This is a genomic window from Candidatus Nitrosocaldus islandicus (assembly GCF_002906215.1).
Classification (GTDB): domain Archaea; phylum Thermoproteota; class Nitrososphaeria; order Nitrososphaerales; family Nitrosocaldaceae; genus Nitrosocaldus; species Nitrosocaldus cavascurensis.
Genome location: NZ_CP024014.1, coordinates 1,083,834 through 1,104,926, shown reverse-complemented (window position 1 = coordinate 1,104,926; position 21,093 = coordinate 1,083,834). Strand labels below are relative to the sequence as shown.

Below are 21,093 nucleotides of genomic sequence, written 5' to 3'. Positions count from 1 at the left end.
AGACTTGCAGAGAAGTATGGTAAGTTGCCTCATGAGATACTTGCCCTCAATAAGCATGAGATTGATATCTTGCTAATGTGTAATAATGCAAGGGTTGAGGATGATAAAAGGATAGGTGTAGAAGGTAAGCAAAGGGACAATGAAAAGGATAAAGCTGGAATTTATTACAGTATAGAGGAATATAATAAACAAATCTTACAGAGCTATGGGCTTAATCCTGAGCCTGAGATAAGGATCTATTAGTAGTATGGCCAATAACCTCTATAATATTTATTTCCTTCTCATCATCTCTCTTATCTACTTCTTTATTATCTTCAATAATCTCTACGATAATCCCCTTGTTTATAGAATAAGCCATATCTATTATAGGCTCATATTTGGCATAATCTTTCCTCTTAACTATTATTTTGTTTACCTTCTGTAATACATGGAGCCCAATATCCTCTCTGTAAAACCTCTCTCCTTGCCTATCTATCAGTGCTTCTATCAGAACATTTATCTCAGATGAGTAAGCATAACCAAGTAAAGCATCAATCTTCTTTAATACCTCGACATAAACATTTATTGACTCCTCATATTCATGGTTACAGGAGTCAGTATGCTCATGACTTAGATCAAGTACCTTTAGACTCATATCTATATTTATCCCATCTACATACATGCTAGTCTATATAAAAAATGATGTGTGTAATAGATGCTTTAAGCTTGCCCTTAAGATAAGTAGATTGTACGGAATAACACTGTTTGATTATCAGATAGATATGCTTAGTGTTGAAGGTAACTGCATAGTTCTAGGAGGTAGGCAGATAGGTAAGACTACAATAACAGCATTGAAGGCCCTTAGTCATGCCATTATACATGCAAATACCACTACACTAATAGTATCACCATCGCTAAGGCAGAGTTTACACCTTTTTGATTACATAATACAGTTCATCAACATAGACCCCTTGAATATGTTAATAGAGAGCAAGAGCAAGACAGAGTTAAAACTTGTTAATGGTTCAAGGATAATATCACTTCCATCATCACCCAACACTATAAGAGGATATACTGCCCATCTTGTAATAGTTGATGAGGCTAACTTTATAGATGAGGAACTTATTACAAGTGTACTCTTCCCTACAATAAGCACTACAAGAGGATATCTATGGCTAATCTCTACTCCATATAAGAAAGACCATATATTCTATCAGATCTATACATCTACATCAAACTCTAATGATTGGCATAAATTTAGGATACCATCATCAATGAATCCATTGATATCTAAGGAATTCCTTGCTATGCAAGAGCAAAGCCTAGGCATCTACTATAAGCAAGAATATGAGGCTGAGTATATTGATGACCATACAGGTATATTCAATATAAGTAAAGTCATCCTTGATACTGATCTACAACTAGACATTAATACTATTTACATAGATGTTGGGGGTTATTCAGATTACATGGGTATATTATACTGCAATAAAAAAGGTAATTTGTTATATGTGCTGGATGAGTATCAAGGACAGGGGCAGTATCTGGATCAGGTGAATAACCAGATAGTTAGTAAGGGCATAAATCCAGATCAAAGCATATCTATAGTTGTTGATTCGACTGGCGTAGGTAGAGGTATTGAGGAATATCTTATTCAACTAGGTTATAAACCAAAGGGAATAATCTGGAATAGAGATAAGCAGAGGGATGCAATGATAAAAGCAATGTATGCAATACAGAATAAACAATTATTCATATCTTCAAAATGCTTTATGTTAATCAGGCAGATGAAGGAAGCAGTATTTAAGACAGGTAAGTTAACAACTTTATCTGGTATTGATGATCTACTCTATGCATTGATGCTAGCCTATGCAGATAACACAAAGAGGCAGGCACGAATACTATACTAACTCAGTTAATCATCTAAGATATTATTAAGTATCTCATTGAGTCTATCTAAATTGTTCTTATTTTCTTTCCTTTGCAGCTTTGCTATCTCTATCTCTATCTTTATCTGAGTCTGCAGTATCTTAATTACATCCCTTGTAATAGCAAGCGATCTAGTCTTTCTAGCCTCAGAGATGGCTAATTCAATAAAGAAATAAAGGTTTTCTCTTAGTTCATCTATACTCATATCATTATTTATTTATACCTCATGGATTACTATTGCCATTATGTATAGCAAATGTGCCAAGATTACCTATGTACTTTGCCTTCAGCATTATGTGTTCTCCAGCCTTAACTGGTAATGCACTTACTGCATAAGCATTGAGTAGACTGAACTCAAGCCCATAGTTGCCAGTGCCTAGGGTATCACCATACAGGTTAAGGTTTAAAGTAGTACTAGCATTATCCCTTGCTCTAGTGAAGTGGATTGCATCATTACTCTCCAACTCAATATTAATATCATAATTACCAAAGCCTATGATCTTTGCATCCCCATTAACTGAGTAAATTGGTCTATGCTTTGCATCTAAAGATATTGATGCCTTAAACACATTATTAGTACCAGTAACCCTATAAATTGGTCTAATCGCTTCAGTATTATAGGTAACAGATACGCCAGATACATACTTGCCTATTGCATCAACTGTATATCTTGCTAGATCAGTGCCTGAAATGTCTATCTTTATACTCTTAACTATTGCTTGATCAATTGCAATAGGGCTAGAGGTGTTGTCTATGTAAATCTGCAGAACATTGATACTGTTATCTACACCATAGACAGTATACAGATGTCTATACCTTACACCTATATCAGGGTTGGTGGTAGATGAGTAGTTAAGAATTCCTCTAAGCAACTGTGTCATACCCCTTGAGGGATCGAAGATACCCTTTATGCTTACCTCAATGTCATCAAAGTTACCCCTTCTCACTATGGCTGCATCCCTGCTATTTATATCCTCTAAAAGCACCACATTATTAGGCATCTTAACCTCAACTTCCTGAACACCATTAAGTTGATACATACTACTAGCCCATGCTCCATTTAAAGCCTTGCTTAACACTGCAACTCTGTTAGGCATATCTATATTTACCTCTCCATCTCATTTATGCTATCTTACATACCTAGCCTCGATAATAACTCTGGCATGCATGACTATACTATTATCATCCCTTACTGCAATATCTTCCTGTCCATATGGTGCATATCTGTATTCAACCTTATAGGTCTTGTATGTATCTGTTGAGTCTAGAGAGTTTATAAGAGCATCTATAAATCCAAGTATTCCACCAAGATCAGTACTTGATGATGTGAACTTTATAATGTCAACATAATACTTAAGTCTATAATTACTCTTATCAACATGGCTAGTGCCTTCAGACTCCTCAACCAGAGAGAGGATTACAAGTTTATCCATCAATGGAGCATGCTCAAAAGCCTCTACAAACCTAAAGCCTTGAGCACTACATAAATTACTAACTAGGGTCTTGAACTCTTGATAGTTATCATATCTACCCATGTCTATATACCCCTTTATGTTGCAAGGATATACTTACTCAATAAACCCCTTAGATGTTCAAGTAGAGCCTCTTGCATGCTCTTAGGGAATGTACCTATCTGCCTTGCTATCCTATACGCACTTGCATACTTTACTACCTCATCCTTATGCTCTGCTGAAGCACCAAGAGCATCAAGATAGTCATAGATTACATAAGTATTATTTATGGTTGTAGAGATGTAGGCATCAAATTGAGTACTATCAATCTTAAGCAAAGCTTTTACCTGATCAACTGTAACAGTCATATCTCTTTTTACCCTCTCTTATTAATTAATAAGTATACATACCACTTGTAAATTGTCCTATAATCTGCCTTGAACCTATGTTGTTAATTGTAGCAGGACTCTTTGGGTTAGATGGATTGCTCTGTATCTTGTTAGATAGGCTTGATGAAGCTGATGATATAGGTATACTTAGAGGCATAGACCTCATCCTTTCTATCTCTGTCTCTAATTGCCTTCTTAACATTATTATCTGATTCATGAACTTTGATAATGCTGTATTTGTGTCTATAACCTCTGTCTTGAGTTTTGAGTATATATTAACTTGATCAGTGATATCTTTATTATGTTCTTCAGATAAACTATTTAGTCTTTCCCTTAACATAATCTCAATCTTTAATTTTGCCTCATCAACAAAGCCTGTAGGTAAGCCGTGCCTCTTTAGTAATTCCAGTATGTTACTAGTTATAGTTCTCTCTGGTATGATTCCAGCCTTATGCATTGTCAGAACCCTTATGAACTCTGGAGAATCCAAGATCTGCTCTATCAAGACTTCAGGTTTTGATATAACCAACCTTTTAGTTATGTCCTTACCTACCATCCTCTCAAACTCCTTGCCTAAATCTCCTAACCCAGTTGTATTCATAAAATTCTTGCTCAATTCCTCAAATTTCTTGCTAGCCTCATCTGCCTTTTTGCCTATATCCTCTAACTCAGTGCTTACTCTCCTCACTTCTGTGGCAAGAGCATCCATTCTTACATCATTTAGGCTCTTCATAGGATTCAATGCATCACTAATCTTGAATGGTAGGAATCCAAATGCTTCATTAAGGGCTAATACTGCTCCAGTTATGCCCATTATTGCTAATCCTACTGGATTGGTTATGAATGTAGAGATTAATGCACCTCTAACAACTGAAAGGATGCCTGATAACCTGCTAAGGTTTGCTATGAGTAAGGGTATGGTGGAACCACCTAACTGCATATATGTTTGTATCAGGTTAATAAGATCACTATTCAACTCTTTCTTTTTAATTGCTAATTCCTCTTCAGTTATCTTTATCTTGTTCTGTAGTTCCCTATATCTCTCTAATACAGCAGGGTCGTGAGCTTCATTCAACTTAACCTGCAATTTCTGTAACTCTCCCTTCTGATTAGCTAACTCTTCCTCTTTCTTTCTAATCTCTAATAACCCTTTCTCATACTTTAGCATTGCATTATTACCTTTCTCTAAGATATCTGTGGCATTCTTAAAGACAGTAACTATACCAAGAGCCTTAACATTATTATCTATACTCTTTATCCTATCATTAAGTTTATCAAAGTGACCATTGATCTTTTCAATCTGAGTACTTGCACTATCATCTATCTGTAGTTTGAGGATGATGCTCTCATCAACCATACTTATACACCTATCAACCTAACCAATACCCAATAGCCGCCTTGCCTCATCCTGAGTTAATAGCCCTGCCTTATACATATCCATGACCTCATTAAAAGTGAACTCTCTTCTTTCAGTAACAATAAGGTCAATGTTGAAGTACTCTTCTAGAGCATTTATGGCAGTAGCCTTATACTGGTTTATCCTTTCATCTATGAGGCTCTTGGTTACCTTTGCACTTGATTCAGTGAAGTTTTGTGATATAAGCAAGAGGGTAAATGAGTTTTGTGTTGCAATATTCAAGAACTTAACGATGATTTCATGTAACTCTCCAAAATTCTTGCTCTCTATATGGCTTAACCTTTTTATGTCCTTAAGACTATCAACCAAGATGAGGTCACTATTGCCATTTGCTAAATCCTCCAACGATGTCTTTACTGCATTGAGATCAGTATCAGGCTCAAATAACAGGAAGTGTTTTGTATTCATGCCCTTAACAAGCGCATGCATTGTTGAGTATTCAACAGCTCTAATCATATCAATGAGTCTATAGGTATATGTCTTGCCTTTGTATGTTAATGATTGAGGAGCAACTAGAGGATAAAGTAATGAGTTTTTATTGCTTAATGTATCATTAAAAGAGGTTGAGTTTATTACTATAAGATTGGGATATTGGTCAAGAATTACCTTGGTAGTTGAATACTGAAATCCTACAAGTCTTCCATCCTCATAGATTGGATACTGTATATCTGACATGTTTATACTCTCCAGCATTGACTTCTTCCTGTTATAGTGCTGAATGGAATAACCATAAATGATAAATTCCTTAATTATGTTTTCAAGATTTATATTTATACTGGCATCAACTACTTCATCTCCTCTTTTCTCTCTGAGGATGAGATCAGATGTGCTGGAAGCCATATAATCAATGTTAGCCCTCAGTATGCTATTTGATATGTATAGATCATATAAGACCCTATTGGATACATTGGTAACTACATCTCCAACATATGGCTCTACTATGCCTGTAACACTATTCTTAGTAGTACTATTAAAAATCCTGAATAGTCTACCTATATTCATATCTATATTTAGAGTGCCTCTATCAACTCAACGTTTATAACCCTTATAGTGCCCTTATCTGTGTTGGAATAAGAGACGGTTGGAGGACTGTAAACCTTAACTGTAAGAGCACCCAAGTTATGAAATGGAAGATCAAGTACAAAAGAAAGGGTTGAGTTATTCTTATATGCATTGAAAAGATTAGTATATACACTTGATGATATGTCTATGCTAGTAGGTTCAACTAGAGTCAGGGTCCATATCCTCATGTTTAATGACTTTGATATCTGATATACCCATTTAAATGCAGAGTTGTCCCATTCTACCGTATTCTCTCCTCCCTTCAAAAGCCTCTCAGATAAGGCAGATATGGTAATAGGTTTACCTGCAATACTAGGCATATCCTTTTTTATAGTACCATAGAGTGATAAACAAAAGAAAGAAATAAAGAAAGAAATAAAGGAGGAAAGATAATTGAGTAAGAGACTTTTTTAATCTGATCTTATCTTTATGCATTGATCAGGCAGCAGATACTTAAGTGCAAATGGTCTCTTTATGGTTATAACATCCTTTAATGCATTTCCATCTCTGAATATCTCTACCTCTAGATTGCCTATTGCTACACCTATAGCACCTGCAGGGAACATGATACTGACTAACTTGCTACTATTACCTACCGTCTCAGTAATCTCCTTGCTGGTCATCCTAACCCTCACACCATATATGAAGAACTCATTTATACCATCTCTTGCACTAAGCGTATTACCTTCTCCATACTCTATGAAGTTGCTTATCTCAGGGCTACCCATAAGATCATGGAATACCTTTGGAGGGCATAGTAGTATAAGATCGTTCATGTTACCAGTTGCTCTTATCTGCCTTATTGCTGTTAAAACTGTAGATGGATCTAGTGTTGACGTAGCATCCAATGGAGATGTGGTTATCTCTCCTCTCTGGTCAAAGATAGCCTTATCGATCTCATAAGCAATCATATCTCTCTCAAGGGTAACCAATTCCCCAACTAGATCAACTGGACTAGCAACCTTTGCCAGATCTGTTACACTCTGTCTATAACCTTTGTAGGAGACTGGAGCAGTTACCTCCGTTATATTCTGTGTTGCATCTGCTGGAGTAGTGCCATCGATGAATGTCTCCCAATCAACTACTGGCACTACTATCCAAGTTGCATTCTTGCCCTCTACTCTACCTCTTGCTAAGAACTCCTCTAAATTAGCACTTATATGCCTTGGTTTTGGTACTATCCCCATCTCTGATCTTGTCTCAAATGGGCTTGCATCTATGGTATTTATTGTGAACTTTATATGTCCTCTCTGCCTAGATACAAAGGCATTAAGGCTCTCAAGCACATTGTCTACATCTGAGTTGGTTGATATAACTGGCTTATCTTCTGTCATATCTCTATTTATATCCCCCTTATCTACTGTCTTACTATCATGTTTTGTTATTGTAGGTATTATGTTTATAGCACCTGCCCTTTGTACTGCGTCTGTCATCTTATTCCTCAAGATAAGAATATCTTCTTTTATTTCATCAGCATTTACCTTTACCTTCTTTGCATTCTGCATGTAGAGAGTTGTTAGAGGGAATGCTGGGTTTTCAACTAAACTTAACTCAAACGGTTTTATAGAATGTATAAGAATAAACTCCTCAACATTTTCACCATTTACATGCTGGCTTACATAGTACTCATGAACCTCAACCCCTATGCTAACCCTGTAGAGCCCAGCCTTTAGATTACTCACCTCCTGCTCTGTCAGTGAACCAAGCCATACAGTACCCTCATAAGCAAGATATGAGCCATCATCTGATGTAAAGAGTCTAACCTCTCCAACCTGTCTATCGTAAACATGTTCAACATAAAGAGGCACGTTTATGTTTATATTCTGTAATGCTTCATAGGTAAAGTAGTAACCATTGAGAGAGTAGCCTGCATAAACTGCAATACCCTCTATCTTTAAGACTTGTCCTGCTTTTAACATATCTTTATTTACCCATCCATACATGTATAAAAGCCTGGGTTTTAGACACTATAAAAGTAAATATGGATGTCAAGAATACTAAGCCACTGTTAATATGCTTGATAGTTGTACTTGCTCTTTACTCAACCCTAAGAGCAATGGGCATAGTTGATGATACTCTAAAATATGTTCTAATAACACTTCTCTCTATCCTGTATGCTTTATACCTCAGCATAAATAAAAGTAAAGATATATTAAATAATAAGCAAGTAGATGATTGATGTAAAAAGTCCCATTTCGAGAATGTATGGTCTTATACGTGTGTTTACATTATACCTTAAACCTTCTTCTGGTGATTTTAATATTGGACGGTCTGGAAATCTTATCATGAATGTTACCTTCATCTCTCTATTCCTCTTAATCTGCATATCTATTTTTATATCACCTAATTATTCATCTACTATTTCTTATTTCTTCCTTTCTTATATAGTCTGATGTAGACAGCATAGTTAACTTCATATATATCATCTATCAGTTGGCTCAACTCCTTGTAACTATCACTCCTTGCATATCTTTGCTTGAGTCTATTCTTAAAAGCCCTTACATACCCCTGTCCCTTTGTAACTCTCTTGCATTCTAACAGAAGATCATATAGATACCATGCTGGTATGTTGAGTCTATTGCTGTATATTGATATAAGCCTATAAAGAGCAATATCCTTCATGTTATACTTACATCTCTGATCCAACTTGATTAACCTTGCTTGCTTCTTTAAAATTCCTTGATATATACCCTCATCATCAAGGTGCATACCTCCCATGTATATTGTGCCAAGGGTTAGTCTTTTGTTAAGTGGATGTATATGTCCTTCATTATGCCTTATATCAGCATAATCTTCTTTATTCTTATCCAATTCATCTATACCTATTCTTAAATCTTTAGACATATCCCTCTCTATTCTATCCTGCAAGATAAGACTACAAGAAGAACATATTACTTCTCCCTTCTCCTCATCAAAAACCAGTTTATTTGCTGGGTGAATGCATTCCTCTATCTTCATATTATTTCACCCTTGCTAATTCTATACCTCTCTACATAATCAAATCAGAGATATATGCATCTATATGCATTCTCACTCTATCTCTTAACTGAAAGATCTCATCCTTCTTGAATTGTTCTAGTGTGTAGCTTAGATCAACTATTTTCTTGCCATCTAACTTATATGTATAAGGCAAGATTACTATACCAGTTAACTCAGGCAGATAGTCATATTTGCAATTTGCTTTAAACCTTTCATACAGCTCAGCATAAAAACATGTTTGTAATAATACCAAGTCTTTGTATCCTTGCCAGTATTGCAAACTCTTTATCTCATATATTAACCCATAATCAACATTAATTGCATCAATATGCCCTGCTAGTAAGACTTTTTTATTGCCTATTATACAATAGGGTGTTATAAGATTAATCTCTCTTAAGATTCCCTTGATCTTGCTTTGCAAATCCCTCTCTATCAGATCATGTATATACTGACCTCTCTTCAGTATATCATTACTTGGTATATCAGATGGATAAAAATGATGTTTTAAAGCAGTAAAGGATACAAGTATATACGTATCACTGTCTAAGTATCTTTTGTTTAAACTCATACGATATCCACCCTCTCATCCTATATCATTAAGTATGGGGTTCTGAACTTCATAACATCTTACTCTACATGCCTCTATTACTACCTCTTCGCATTCTTCTATCCTATATTCACTCTTCTCAGCGTTGTAATGTATATGCAAAATCTCTTTATCTGATTTGTTAATGATTGTTAGATCATAACGTCCATGACTGCTCGAGGCTCTATATCTAGGATTAATAAGGCATCGTTTATATTCAGAATTATCTTTTATGTAGTCATTGTTTAACATAACCTTACTCACCACTACAGTTCATATCATCTGCACATTCAAACCTTATGTATTCCAAATGTTGCACACACGAATGTAGAAGTATCTATTATCAATTGTGTTGGTAAACAGATCATTGTATTAATATCAATTAATACTAGTTCTTTTATTATCATTATTAATCTCATCATGAAAGATATTATAAATAAAGAAAAATAAAGGAAGAAATGATATAATGATTATTTCATATTTGTGATTGATGATGCACTAGCCAGTTAAGTAAGTCTATAACTCTATTGAACCGCATTATCTGACCAAATGGTATCTTCCTACCCTGTCTCCAGAGTGTAAGATAGATGCTCTTCTTTGCTACCTCTCTTATCTGTTCATCATTCAACTTGAATATTCTAGCTGTTTTAACTCCATACTTGTTTGATATTCGCCCATTCTTTCTATTGGTATATGATAACACGCCCAACTTTATCCTTTGTTTATCCTCATCAGATAACCATGGCATTGCCTCAGTTATTAGTATGTAGAGCATTCTACCTTGTAAGATACATTCCATGCTAGTGTATTCAAGAGTCTCTACATCTTCAAAGGAGATATAAAAGAAAGTTAATACTATCGATCTATGAGCTAATATGGTTTGTGGTTATAATTAGAAATCACCATTGTTTTGATCTGATAAATGCTATTATATCCTCAATATTCAAACAATATCCTATCTCAACCTCTTGTAGTTTATCATTGATACTTCTCATGAACTGTATAGATCTCTCATCAACCTCTATTAGCACTCTCTTGAACCTGTTACTCCTTATGAAGTGTATTATAGAATCGATCATTGTTGGGAACTCATAATACTTCACAGATCTAACACTCACCATATGCGATGCAGGGTATACATCAGATACCTCTTCTGGTACTACCCCTAGGAATGGGGAGTAGTATGCTATCTGTACATCATCTCCTATCTTATTATTATTATTAATATGATCATTATCGTGTATAGCATTTATTGCATCTTTGATCATCTTATATTTGCTAGATGTGTAGAATGGATGTTCTTCTGGCTCAATTAGGAGTACAAGCGTACTCTTATCACTCCTTATGTTACTGCATATGAGCCTCCTAAACCTAGTCAACTCTGGTCTATATTGATCTATTGGTAAAGATAGGAAGAGTGCTCTATCCTTGAAAATCGGTGTACACTGTTCAAGATACTCTGCACTCTCTACCAGTGTATTATTTGCCTCTACAAGTTTTGGATGTGAAAGGGACCTTTGTATAACATACTCCCATAACCTACCTTCAACTATAGCCTGCTTCACATTATCCACCTCCCTCTTTATGGTGTAAAGGTTATGCAATGCTATCTTTACTATCCTCTCATCTCTGCTCATATCCCTTAACTCCTTTACACCTATGCTTGAGCATATAGGACATATACATGGCAGATACTCAAGTTCATCAATGTTTACTGTACCATTTGGAAGTATATACCTCCCATCCTTAGCATAGAGGATATAGGATGCAGAGTCGAATGTGTCACAACCAAGAGCAACTGCCAATGGTATGGTTAATGGATGCCCAGCCCCAAACAGATGCATTGGTTTGCTCAATGGTATAACCCTTCTAGCAGCAAGTATCATCCTTGCTAGGGTATAGAACTCATAAGCCTCCATAAGTTCTGTTGGGCTTCCTAGGGCAAAGAACTCATAACCCATCTCAAGGAGTCTCCTGCTAGAGTACTCAACAAGATCAAGATGCTCCCCTCCCTGAACTGGAGCAGCCCATATCGTGCCAGCATCATCACCCTCATCCCTCCCTTCTTCCTTGCTCATCCTTATAGTATCCTCTGCAGCCTTGAGCGTTAGTTCAACATACCGCTCTGCCTTGCTTCGAGGGAGACCAAAGCCAGTAGGCTTATCCAATGGTACCGCAACATCGCTCCCTATCCTTGCTTGGAACCTTGCCATGGTTTGATGATCCACATCCACACTACCATACACAAGAACCTGATAGCCTCCAGAGTCTGTCATAATTGGCTTCTGGAAGTTGAGTATATCATGCACATCCCTAGCATCTTCGCCATACTCCTTCAACGTTATGTATGCATTTGTTATGAGCATATCGAAGCCCATCTTCTTCAACTCATCTATGCTTACCTCTTGCCTAACTGGATGTACTACTGGTATGAAGGCTGGGGTCTCTACAATACCATGTTTTGTCCTTAACCTCCCTATCCTACCTGCAAGATCACTATGCCTTATCTCAAACACATGATTTAACCATAAAGGGGTTATTATATACGTAATAGAAAGAGATAAGATGAATGGAGGATGGATTGATTGATGAATAGATAGATGGAGGGCTAGAGTATGATATCGAAGAGATCATCTACAGAACAACTGCACTACTATTATCTGGCTTCCTGTCCTTGCTATCCCAACACCAATCCTCTCCCATTCCATATCTAGTATATTCTCTCTATGTGCTTGAGACCTCATCCATGCATTTACTATATCATCCCCAGTACTATCCCTTCCTTGGTAGAGGTTCTCACCTATTGATGTGCAGTTATTGGGCATCCTTGATACTAGAGGCTCGTGGTTATGAGAGATGAAGCCCTTTGATGCATTAACTATTGCATACTTTTTTGCATTCTCTGCAAGCATAACGTCTTTGATAAGTATTGGAAGACCATGCTCTCTCCTAACCCTGTTAGTTGCATCTAACACAGAGTCCTCAAGTTTATGTATATCTGCAAGTGCAAACTCCTTGCTTATATCCATCATGACAAACACTACAAGCACTGTCCATGCTATTACGCATGCTGTAAACAATTTATTCATAGGTTAGAGGAATTGTAAGAATATTTAATATTGCCAGTAGGTTGAGTGATATAATAGATGTTATATAAAGGCTGTTACATGTTATAACACCATTAACCCTGTATAATAATCATGCTATTTAATAATCGAAGAACTCCCTCAACTCATCCCTCTGCACTATAAGAGCAAGCCAGTCTATATGCCCAAGCATACCATCCTTCTCATGCCTAACTACCCTTATGATCTCATCTGCAACATCCTCTGCATCCCTTGATGTGCTATCTATCTCAACTACTTTATCATCCCCAAACCTTTTAACAGCATCATATGTTATTATCCCAAGTATCTCGCTCTGGAGGTTATCCTTTGCCTTGCTCTCACTGTATCCCCTTTGCTTGTAAACATCCCTCAACTCGTATGGTGATCTTCTAAGCACTACAGCAAGATCTATGGAGTCAAGAACATAGGGTGCTAGGTGCCCAACAAGTATAGTGTTATCCTCAACATCCCTGAAGATATCTGTAAGTTTATCTACATCAACAATGTAAGTACTCTCATCCATCGCTATTACTGCACTGCTCATAGCAACCTCATTTATATCTACAAGCCTCATACCAAGCCTATCTGCAACTATCTTTGCTACAGTATGCTTCCCTACCCCAGGGGTACCAGTTATTGCAATCCTCATGAATATCGCTAATCATCACATACAATACACTAATTAATGTTGATTTGCAACCTATGCTATGCTGATAGGATTACTAGGCAAGACCAATGTAGGTAAGACCACATTCTTCAATGCTGCTACAATGCTCAATGCACAGATAGCAGACCATCCATTCACCACTATAGAGCCGAATATAGGTGTAGCGTACGTTAGGGTTGATTGTGTATGCAGAGAGTTGAAGGTCAAGGATAACCCAAGGAGATCAGTATGCATAGATGGGAGGAGGTTCATACCAGTTAAGATGATAGATGTTGCTGGACTTGTGCCAGATGCGCATAAAGGAAGAGGGTTAGGGAACAAGTTCCTTGATGATGCAAGGCAGGCTGATGTGCTCATACATGTTGTTGATGCGTCTGGCTCAACAGATAGTGAAGGGAGGAGGTGCGAGCCAGGAAGCAATGACCCACTAAAGGATATAGAGTTTGTTGAACTTGAGTTCGATCTATGGCTTGCATCTGTAATCGCTAGGGATTGGGCAAGGAATGCTAAGGAGGCTGAGCATAAGGGCTTGAAGATGGAGCATATACTTGCAAATAGGTTGAGTGGTCTTGCAATAGGGGAGCATGTGATAGCAGATACGCTGAATGAATTGAAGGGTAAGAGGTTCTCCGAGTGGGATGAGAGTGATATGCTAAGGTTTGCTAGAGCGTTAAGGATGAAGGCAAAGCCAATAGTTATAGCAGCAAACAAGGCAGATATGCATACTGCTAAACCAAACATAGAACGTATTAGGGCTACTGGTAGGATGGTTGTTCCATGTATTGCAGAGGCTGAACTGTTACTACGTAGAGCAGCAAGCAAGGGTATGATAGAGTACATACCTGGAGATGGGACCTTCAAGGTCAAGGATGGATCACTGACCATTGAGCAGAGAAGAGCATTGGAGAAGGTTAGGATGCTGATGGAGGAGTATGGTGGCACTGGTGTGCAGAGAGCAATAAATACTGCAGTTATAGATGCATTACATATGATAACAGTGTATCCTGTGGAGGATGAGCATAACCTAACTGATAAGGATGGGAACGTGCTTCCAGATGCATTCCTACTCAAGCAAGGTTCAACACCAAAGGATCTAGCGATGAGTGTGCATAGCGATCTTGCAAAGAACTTCCTCTACGCCATAGATGCTAGGAGCAAGCAGAGGCTTGGGGCTGAGTACAGGTTGAGTGATAGAGATATAATAAAGATAGTATCTGCTAGTAGGTGAGCATTAATGACTATATGCCTAGGGATAGAGAGTACAGCACATACATTCTCATGCTCTCTAGTTGATGAGCAGAACATACTCTCAGATGTTAGGAGCATATACAAGCCACCAGAGGGCTCAGGTATACACCCGAGAGAGGCATCTAGGCACCATGCTGAAGAGTCTGCCAATGTGCTCAGGGAAGCACTTGCTACTGCAAAGGTTAGCATCAAGGATGTTGATGTGTTAGCATACTCTGCTGGTCCTGGACTAGGTCCATGCTTGAGGGTTGGCGCAGTAGTTGCTAGATGTTTAGCATCATACCATGCTAAACCATTGGTGCCTGTTAACCATGCAGTAGGACATGTAGAGTTGGGTATAAGGCTTACACATGCTAGAGATCCTCTAGTACTCCTAGTATCTGGAGGGCATTGTATGATCTTACTCTTCTCAAGTAGGAGATGGAGGGTTATAGGAGAGACTCTAGATATAACACCTGGGCAGCTGCTTGATCAGTTTGGTAGGGAGTTAGGCTTTGCAAGCCCATGTGGAGCACGGATTGAGGAGTTGGCAGCAAAGTCGAGCAAGTACATAAGGCTACCATATACTGTCAAGGGGAATGATGTATCATACTCTGGTCTCTTAACTGCAGCAAAGAAGGCTCTTAGCAGTAATAGGGTTGAGGATGTATGCTATTCTCTTCAGGAGACTGCATTTGCAATGCTTGCAGAGGCTACTGAGAGGGCATTAGCATTCTCACGCAAGGATGAACTCTTGGTGGTTGGTGGGGTAGCAGCAAACAGGAGGCTTGCTGAGATGCTTGCTACAATATGCGATAGACAGGGTGCAAGGTTACATGTTGTACCAATAAGGTATGCTGGAGATTGTGGTGCACAGATAGCATGTACTGGCTTAGAAGCGTACAAGGCAGGGATTATGGTTGAGCCTATGAAGGCGTTTGTGAGGCAGTCATGGAGGATAGATGCTACAGATGTACCATGGAGGGAACAGAGCATAAAGATAAGCAGTTAATCAATGATGATTAGTAATGATCTCTATTATACAATAATAAAATCCAGTTATCTCATCATTACTTACTGCTGTAGATGCATCATCCAAGCAATCATCTTATTACTCCTGCCCTACTCCTGCACCTATTCCAGTTCCTGCTCTAGCACCATCTATACTCTCCTTCCACTTCTTATTGTTCAATACACCAAACTTGTACACCCTACCATCCTTCAACTCAACCACAAGCTTCTTTATAATGAAACCTTCAGTTCTAGTACCTTTAACATCCTGCAATGGTACCTCCAACGCCTTCTTCATGTCCTTACTGAATGTAAGTACCTTTGCTTTGCCTGTATAAAATACAAGGCTCTTATCTGTAAGCACTAGATACCCTGCACCAAGCTTATCCTCACTGCAGTCCTCCTCCATTATAACATTGCCTTCATCATGCATAACTTACCTTTAATTACTCCTTCTAATAAGTTAAACCATGCTTATAAAGAGGGGGGCTGAGGCAGATATATACTTGGTGGAGTGGTATGGAAGGCAAGCAATAAGCAAGGTTAGGAAGAGGAAGCAGTACATGCATGAGATGCTTGATAGGGAGATAAGGATGAGGAGAACCCTACATGAGGCTGAGATGATAAATATGGCAAAGAGGGCAGGGGTTACAACCCCACTTCTCTACTTCGTAGATCCAAATAATGCTGAGATAATAATGCAATATATAGAAGGAGAAGTTGCTAGAGATCTCATCTATCAAGGTGTCAATGTTGGTTGGATAGCAATGATGATGGGTATATATACTGCAAGGTTACATGCAAAGGATATAGTGCATGGAGATCTTACAACATCAAACTTCATAGTGTATAACAATGCTACTACTAGTAGTAATGATAATGCTAGTGCAGATGATGCAAAAAGGCTAGTGCTTATAGACTTTGGTCTATCATTCTACTCTTCAAGGCTTGAAGATAAGGCAGTAGATATTAGGTTGATAAAGGAGGTTATGAGTAGTGCTCATGCTGATGTATTTGATGAGTTATTTAATAACTTTGTTCAGGGCTACTCAAGTGTAGTTGGTAATGAATATGCGAGCAGAATATTAAAGAAGGTTAGGGAGATAGAGAAGAGAGGTAGATATGCTAGGGTTGTATGATGTGATGCTACCTATGCATTAGGATAAATGTTATTGTTTCTACGCTTTGTTAGAGAATGAAATATGCAGGCGAGAGAATATAAGCATGAATGAGCAGTTATAAATTTAACGTGGTTTATGATGATGAAGCAGTTAATGGACGATTACATTCTAGTATGCAATAAAGTACATTGTTCTATAATTTCTGTTATATAACGTCTATTATAGAAGAGGACATCTATAAATATATTGCTAAATATATTTATAGCATACTTTCTAATTTTTAAGAATGAAGTACATAGCACTCATAGGTGTGATAGTTGCAGTGGTAGGTGGAGTGATTGTATCAAGTCTGTATCTAAGTACTGCAAATACTGTTCAGGCACAAGATGGGGGTCATATGGCCCATCATGCAGTGCTTCAGGTTGACATAGACAGAGTATATGCTCCATTTGGACAACCTGGGTTCTTCAAACTACTTGCTGACTTTACTGATATGCAGGTTATGCATGGACATGTTGCAATAAGCAATGTTAACTGTGATACAAATGGTAAGAGTCCATTTGTAGCAGTAATTGCTAATGCAAATGTTGGTGCAGGAAACACTCAGTTGCATATAATCCCATTAGATAGCAGTAACTTAGTTAATGATGTGTCATTCCCAGGCAAGTACTGTACATACCACGTTGACATACATGCTGGAATGGACGGCATAGAGTTCCCAATAACTGATATAGCATTAGCAAATAGCAGTAACTCTGCCCAAAGACCTCACTCAACAGCATCTGCTACAATACATGCTGAGATAGTAAAGATGATGGACTGATATAATAGAGATGATGGAGGGGAGTATTGATGATGCAGAGAAGAACAATTAAATCATATCCATTTATTTTGATGATTGGTATAGCACTGTTACTAACAGGTCTAACCAATGATGCAATGGCTTATGGACTAACTGTGAACCCAGATACACTCAGTATAAATGGAACTGCTACTGCAGAACTATGTGCTGGAACTACATCATTAACTATAACTAGTGTAGAACTAGTAGATCCTACTGGTGCCTCTCATAGTAGTAGTGTAAATGTAGGTACAACACTTAATGCTGGAGATTGTGTAACATGGAATATACCAGATGACTTTTCTTCTACCACACTAAACGCTATTGGGACATGGGTTCTAAGGATCAATACAAATCCAGGCAATCAATTTACTGATGAATTCAATGTAAGCATATTCGTTGTACCAGAGAGTATACTAGGAGCAATAGCAGTAGCAAGTGCATCACTTATAACATTTGCTGGCTACACATTGATAGGTAGGATCAGAAGACATCATAAATAGGCGTATAACACCTTCTTTTCTTTCCTTTTATCTTTATCCTCTCATTTCTGCTTCAATCCAGTTGCAGATTGAAGTATATCCTTATAAGTTCGCCAAAGGCATAAAGTGCTATAGTTGCTCCAAATATTATACCAGTAGTCTCTCCCAACTCTCTAAAGAAGTTCCTGTTGAAGAGCACATGAGAGTATAAAGCGATGTATGCAAGTATCGCTATGGATATCATCAGCGATATTAGGAGTGCCTCAAGTATATCATGGACGATGAAGTATGGTAGAGCAAGGAGTAGTGCAGTTACAACATATGCTATCCCAGTATAGGTTGCTGCAGATGATGCCTTTACTCCTTCAGTCTGCTTTGCCTGGTTGTATGCTGCAGATGCCATAGCGATTGATGCTGCTACACCTGCTATCAACCCAGCTAGACCAGCCTTGAAGGTATCAGTATACACTCCTAGAGTGCCAGCATGTATCCCTGCTATCTCTATGAGAGCATCGGATAACCCTAGGACTGTGAAGCCTAGATACTTTACCCTTCCTTCACTTATATTCTCAACTAGGGAGGATTCATGCTTCTCTTCCTCATCTATTATACCCTCAAGCATCCTCCTATCATCCTCATCCTTCATAATATGCAGCAATCCCTTGTAACCTTCTATGACACTGCTCTCATGCCTCTCAAGCATCCTAACAACGAATGTTATACCCATTATTAGGGCAAGGAACTTCATCATCAATACTTTGATCTTAGGCTCCTTTACTACTATGATGCTATCTGTATACCTCTTCCAGAACTCATAGTGTCTATACTCCTGCTCAGCCATGAGAGCAAGCCTACCCTTCAATGCCTTAGGGATTACAGATGATGATGCTAGAGCATTGTATATGTAGTAATCTGTATACTCATCCCTACAAGCATAGCCAGCAACCTCAACAAACCTATCGTTGTTATTATTATCATTGCTCATACCTATATGTTAGTGTATAGGCTTAATATTCCTAGCCTAGCCTTGATGAATGTAAGTAATGTATTTGAGTAGGTGTATCGCTAGCAGATGTGATGGTGATAAGGGTACTAGAGCCAGAACTGTATGCTCAGTTCTCGGCACTAAGGGATAGGAGTGTTGGGGATATAATGCAGGAGCCTGTAGTTGCTAGTCAAGATAGCACTATTTCGCAGATAATAGGGCTTATGGATAAGCATGATGCATACACTGTCTTCATAGACTTCAATGGAAGGATAGCAAGCATAAACATGAGGGATATACTTGAGTATAGGGATATTGATCATGCAAAGCCATCTATGGTAGGGAAGATAGTACCTCCTCTAGCAAGAACACAGAGGATAGGTTATGCAGCAAGGATAATGGGAGAGTACAGGTTAAGAGCATTGCCAGTTGTTGAGGATGGTAGAATAGTAGGACAGATAACATCTGATGCAATACTGAGGATGGTCAATGCATATGGTATAGACAATGTTAGTGCAGGGGATATAATGACCCCAAACCCAATAATAGTAGATGCTGATAGCAAGATTGCAAGCGCTAGAGGCATAATGATAAGGCACAAGATAGACCATCTCCCAGTTGTTAACGATGGTAAGGTAGCAGGTATACTTACATCAAGGCACTTGCTTATAGCACTTAAGCCTCCAGAGAGCAGCAAAGGTAAGGCAGATATAATAAGCAACAAGACCAGGATGATGGATCTGAAGGTATCAGGCTTGTTTGATAAGCATATAGTTGCATCTGAACCCAACGAGAGTGTTAAGAGTATAGTGAGCAAGATGATCGATAATCGTGTTGCATACACCTTTGTTACTGTCGGTGAGGAGTTGCAAGGGATAATAACGCATAGGGATGTAGTAGGTCTACTGCAGGAGATGGTTAGGGAAGAGATACCACTCTACATAGTTGGTCTCCCTGAAGATCCATTTGATGCTGAATTAGCAAAGTCAAAGTTTGCAACACTTGTAAGGTTGATGAGGAAGGTTGTGCATGATCTCAGCGAGGCTAGATGCAATATAAAGATAAAGGACATGGGAGGGGAGAGGAGAAGGTATGAGGTGAAGGTGAATATAGTAACGTTGAGCGATACTATGAGTTATACAGCAAATGGCTACGATCTAGCAATGATCTTCGATCAGATAAGTGACTCATTCAAGAAGAGGATTGCACATAGGGAGAACAGGGGCAAGGGTGATGCTAAGGGTAGAAGCAGGAAGGGTAGGGAGTCTATAAGGTACAAGGTTGACTTTTACACACTGCCATAACTATAGCCATAGAGAAGAGTCAAGTCAGGATACTTGCTAGACTCATCTTGCTGGTCAAGCCATTATAAGCCTCACATGCTCCATACCCTCATTTGCTTGGAACTCCCTTGTCATATCCTTAACCTTCTCAGCATCCCCCTCTATGACGAAGAGTTCCAAGCACTTCTTGTTCTTCAACTTGCAGTGTAGATGTGTCTTTATTATATCCTCGTAACGTAACTTTATCTTTGTTGACGCTTCATCCTCCTCATCATGCGTAACTATAAGCACGCATCCTATGCTACCTGCCAACCTCTCCTTCTCAATCCTATCTGTTAGAAGCATCCTTATCCCAGCCCTTATGACCTCAGATCTCCCAGAGAACCCAAACTCTTTCTGTAGTTCATCTATCTCCTTAAGCATGCTATCCGTAAGTGATATGCTTACTATCCTAGCCTCCTTTCCTTTTGTTCCTTCCTCCCCCTTCACGCATAATACTTGTTATTATCCATTTATAAGACTTTACAAGTTTAGTTATTAACAAAATACATATATATTAATAACGAGTAATGATATA

At 38.2% G+C, this 21,093-nt stretch carries 27 protein-coding genes; 8 read left to right on the top strand and 19 right to left on the bottom strand.

The annotated features are described in order from the left end of the window. The first annotated feature begins 24 nt into the window (after positions 1-24). Positions 25-243: a hypothetical protein gene (locus CRG89_RS05755; protein WP_103287343.1), complete on the top strand. Its 219-nt coding sequence runs from the start codon at positions 25-27 to the stop codon at positions 241-243. On the opposite strand, the gene CRG89_RS05750 is transcribed toward CRG89_RS05755, so the two are convergent. After that, entirely contained in the window at positions 212-661 is a 450-nt protein-coding gene (locus CRG89_RS05750) for a hypothetical protein (protein ID WP_103287342.1), read from the bottom strand. The two genes, CRG89_RS05755 and CRG89_RS05750, sit on opposite strands and share 32 nt — an antisense overlap. Here CRG89_RS05750 and CRG89_RS05745 point away from each other — a divergent pair. Then, positions 660-1,889 (top strand): phage terminase large subunit, encoded by a 1,230-nt coding sequence (locus CRG89_RS05745; protein ID WP_103287341.1) that lies wholly within the window; start codon positions 660-662, stop codon positions 1,887-1,889. The two genes, CRG89_RS05750 and CRG89_RS05745, sit on opposite strands and share 2 nt — an antisense overlap. 5 nt (positions 1,890-1,894) lie before the next feature. On the opposite strand, the gene CRG89_RS05740 is transcribed toward CRG89_RS05745, so the two are convergent. The 15 genes from CRG89_RS05740 to CRG89_RS05670 form a co-directional block, all read right to left on the bottom strand. Then, positions 1,895-2,113 carry a hypothetical protein gene (locus tag CRG89_RS05740; protein WP_103287340.1) on the bottom strand — a complete coding sequence of 73 codons (219 nt, stop codon included), beginning with the start codon at positions 2,111-2,113 and terminating at the stop codon, positions 1,895-1,897. 19 nt (positions 2,114-2,132) lie between these two features. Then, entirely contained in the window at positions 2,133-3,005 is an 873-nt protein-coding gene (locus CRG89_RS05735) for a hypothetical protein (RefSeq protein ID WP_103287339.1), read from the bottom strand. A gap of 30 nt (positions 3,006-3,035) precedes the next feature. Continuing rightward, positions 3,036-3,443, bottom strand: coding sequence for a hypothetical protein (locus tag CRG89_RS05730; protein WP_103287338.1), 408 nt, complete (start codon positions 3,441-3,443; stop codon positions 3,036-3,038). Between the two features lie 14 nt (positions 3,444-3,457). Next, a complete protein-coding gene (locus tag CRG89_RS05725) occupies positions 3,458-3,697 on the bottom strand; it encodes a hypothetical protein (protein WP_148695158.1) in 240 nt (79 codons plus the stop codon). Between the two features lie 55 nt (positions 3,698-3,752). Then, positions 3,753-5,105, bottom strand: a complete 1,353-nt coding sequence (locus CRG89_RS05720; protein WP_103287336.1) for an AAA family ATPase — start codon at positions 5,103-5,105, stop codon at positions 3,753-3,755. A gap of 18 nt (positions 5,106-5,123) precedes the next feature. Next, the gene (locus CRG89_RS05715) at positions 5,124-6,167 is read right to left on the bottom strand and encodes a hypothetical protein (protein ID WP_103287335.1); all 1,044 of its coding nucleotides are present in this window, start codon (positions 6,165-6,167) and stop codon (positions 5,124-5,126) included. A gap of 8 nt (positions 6,168-6,175) precedes the next feature. Beyond that, on the bottom strand, positions 6,176-6,547 hold the full coding sequence (locus tag CRG89_RS05710) for a hypothetical protein (protein WP_103287334.1): 372 nt from the start codon (positions 6,545-6,547) through the stop codon (positions 6,176-6,178). 90 nt (positions 6,548-6,637) lie between these two features. Continuing rightward, a complete protein-coding gene (locus CRG89_RS05705; protein ID WP_148695159.1) occupies positions 6,638-8,146 on the bottom strand; it encodes a hypothetical protein in 1,509 nt (502 codons plus the stop codon). Positions 8,147-8,585: 439 nt separating this feature from the next. Then, complete coding sequence (locus CRG89_RS05695; protein ID WP_148695160.1) at positions 8,586-9,095, bottom strand: hypothetical protein; 510 nt, start codon at positions 9,093-9,095, stop codon at positions 8,586-8,588. Positions 9,096-9,216: 121 nt separating this feature from the next. Next, positions 9,217-9,774: a hypothetical protein gene (locus CRG89_RS05690; RefSeq protein ID WP_103287330.1), complete on the bottom strand. Its 558-nt coding sequence runs from the start codon at positions 9,772-9,774 to the stop codon at positions 9,217-9,219. Positions 9,775-9,789: 15 nt separating this feature from the next. Then, complete coding sequence (locus tag CRG89_RS08780) at positions 9,790-10,056, bottom strand: hypothetical protein (RefSeq protein WP_148695161.1); 267 nt, start codon at positions 10,054-10,056, stop codon at positions 9,790-9,792. Between the two features lie 211 nt (positions 10,057-10,267). After that, positions 10,268-10,567 carry a hypothetical protein gene (locus CRG89_RS05685; protein WP_103287329.1) on the bottom strand — a complete coding sequence of 100 codons (300 nt, stop codon included), beginning with the start codon at positions 10,565-10,567 and terminating at the stop codon, positions 10,268-10,270. Between the two features lie 124 nt (positions 10,568-10,691). Beyond that, the gene (tgtA, locus tag CRG89_RS05680) at positions 10,692-12,308 is read right to left on the bottom strand and encodes a tRNA guanosine(15) transglycosylase TgtA (RefSeq protein WP_103287328.1); all 1,617 of its coding nucleotides are present in this window, start codon (positions 12,306-12,308) and stop codon (positions 10,692-10,694) included. Positions 12,309-12,422: 114 nt separating this feature from the next. Then, complete coding sequence (locus CRG89_RS05675; protein WP_103287327.1) at positions 12,423-12,881, bottom strand: CAP domain-containing protein; 459 nt, start codon at positions 12,879-12,881, stop codon at positions 12,423-12,425. 118 nt (positions 12,882-12,999) lie between these two features. After that, the gene (locus tag CRG89_RS05670; protein WP_103287326.1) at positions 13,000-13,548 is read right to left on the bottom strand and encodes an adenylate kinase family protein; all 549 of its coding nucleotides are present in this window, start codon (positions 13,546-13,548) and stop codon (positions 13,000-13,002) included. Positions 13,549-13,606: 58 nt separating this feature from the next. Between CRG89_RS05670 and CRG89_RS05665 the strand changes: the two genes are divergently transcribed. Both CRG89_RS05665 and kae1 read left to right on the top strand, forming a co-directional pair. Beyond that, positions 13,607-14,794 carry a redox-regulated ATPase YchF gene (locus CRG89_RS05665; RefSeq protein WP_103287325.1) on the top strand — a complete coding sequence of 396 codons (1,188 nt, stop codon included), beginning with the start codon at positions 13,607-13,609 and terminating at the stop codon, positions 14,792-14,794. Positions 14,795-14,800: 6 nt separating this feature from the next. Next, positions 14,801-15,805, top strand: coding sequence for a KEOPS complex N(6)-L-threonylcarbamoyladenine synthase Kae1 (kae1, locus tag CRG89_RS05660; protein ID WP_103287324.1), 1,005 nt, complete (start codon positions 14,801-14,803; stop codon positions 15,803-15,805). 99 nt (positions 15,806-15,904) lie between these two features. On the opposite strand, the gene CRG89_RS05655 is transcribed toward kae1, so the two are convergent. Then, on the bottom strand, positions 15,905-16,237 hold the full coding sequence (locus tag CRG89_RS05655; RefSeq protein ID WP_103287323.1) for a hypothetical protein: 333 nt from the start codon (positions 16,235-16,237) through the stop codon (positions 15,905-15,907). Between the two features lie 37 nt (positions 16,238-16,274). Between CRG89_RS05655 and CRG89_RS05650 the strand changes: the two genes are divergently transcribed. The 3 genes from CRG89_RS05650 (at position 16,275) to CRG89_RS05640 (ending at position 18,269) form a co-directional block, all read left to right on the top strand. Then, the gene (locus CRG89_RS05650; protein ID WP_103287322.1) at positions 16,275-16,943 is read left to right on the top strand and encodes a Kae1-associated kinase Bud32; all 669 of its coding nucleotides are present in this window, start codon (positions 16,275-16,277) and stop codon (positions 16,941-16,943) included. A gap of 268 nt (positions 16,944-17,211) precedes the next feature. Continuing rightward, positions 17,212-17,748, top strand: coding sequence for a hypothetical protein (locus CRG89_RS05645; protein WP_103287321.1), 537 nt, complete (start codon positions 17,212-17,214; stop codon positions 17,746-17,748). Positions 17,749-17,816: 68 nt separating this feature from the next. Next, positions 17,817-18,269, top strand: coding sequence for a hypothetical protein (locus tag CRG89_RS05640; RefSeq protein ID WP_148695162.1), 453 nt, complete (start codon positions 17,817-17,819; stop codon positions 18,267-18,269). Positions 18,270-18,321: 52 nt separating this feature from the next. Here the strand turns inward: CRG89_RS05640 and CRG89_RS05635 are convergent, their stop codons facing one another. Then, positions 18,322-19,233, bottom strand: coding sequence for a VIT1/CCC1 transporter family protein (locus CRG89_RS05635; RefSeq protein ID WP_103287319.1), 912 nt, complete (start codon positions 19,231-19,233; stop codon positions 18,322-18,324). Between the two features lie 92 nt (positions 19,234-19,325). Between CRG89_RS05635 and CRG89_RS05630 the strand changes: the two genes are divergently transcribed. After that, entirely contained in the window at positions 19,326-20,537 is a 1,212-nt protein-coding gene (locus CRG89_RS05630) for a CBS domain-containing protein (RefSeq protein WP_103287318.1), read from the top strand. A gap of 54 nt (positions 20,538-20,591) precedes the next feature. Here CRG89_RS05630 and CRG89_RS05625 read toward each other — a convergent pair whose 3' ends face one another. Then, on the bottom strand, positions 20,592-21,005 hold the full coding sequence (locus CRG89_RS05625; protein ID WP_197706713.1) for a CopG family ribbon-helix-helix protein: 414 nt from the start codon (positions 21,003-21,005) through the stop codon (positions 20,592-20,594). Positions 21,006-21,093 lie beyond the last annotated feature (88 nt).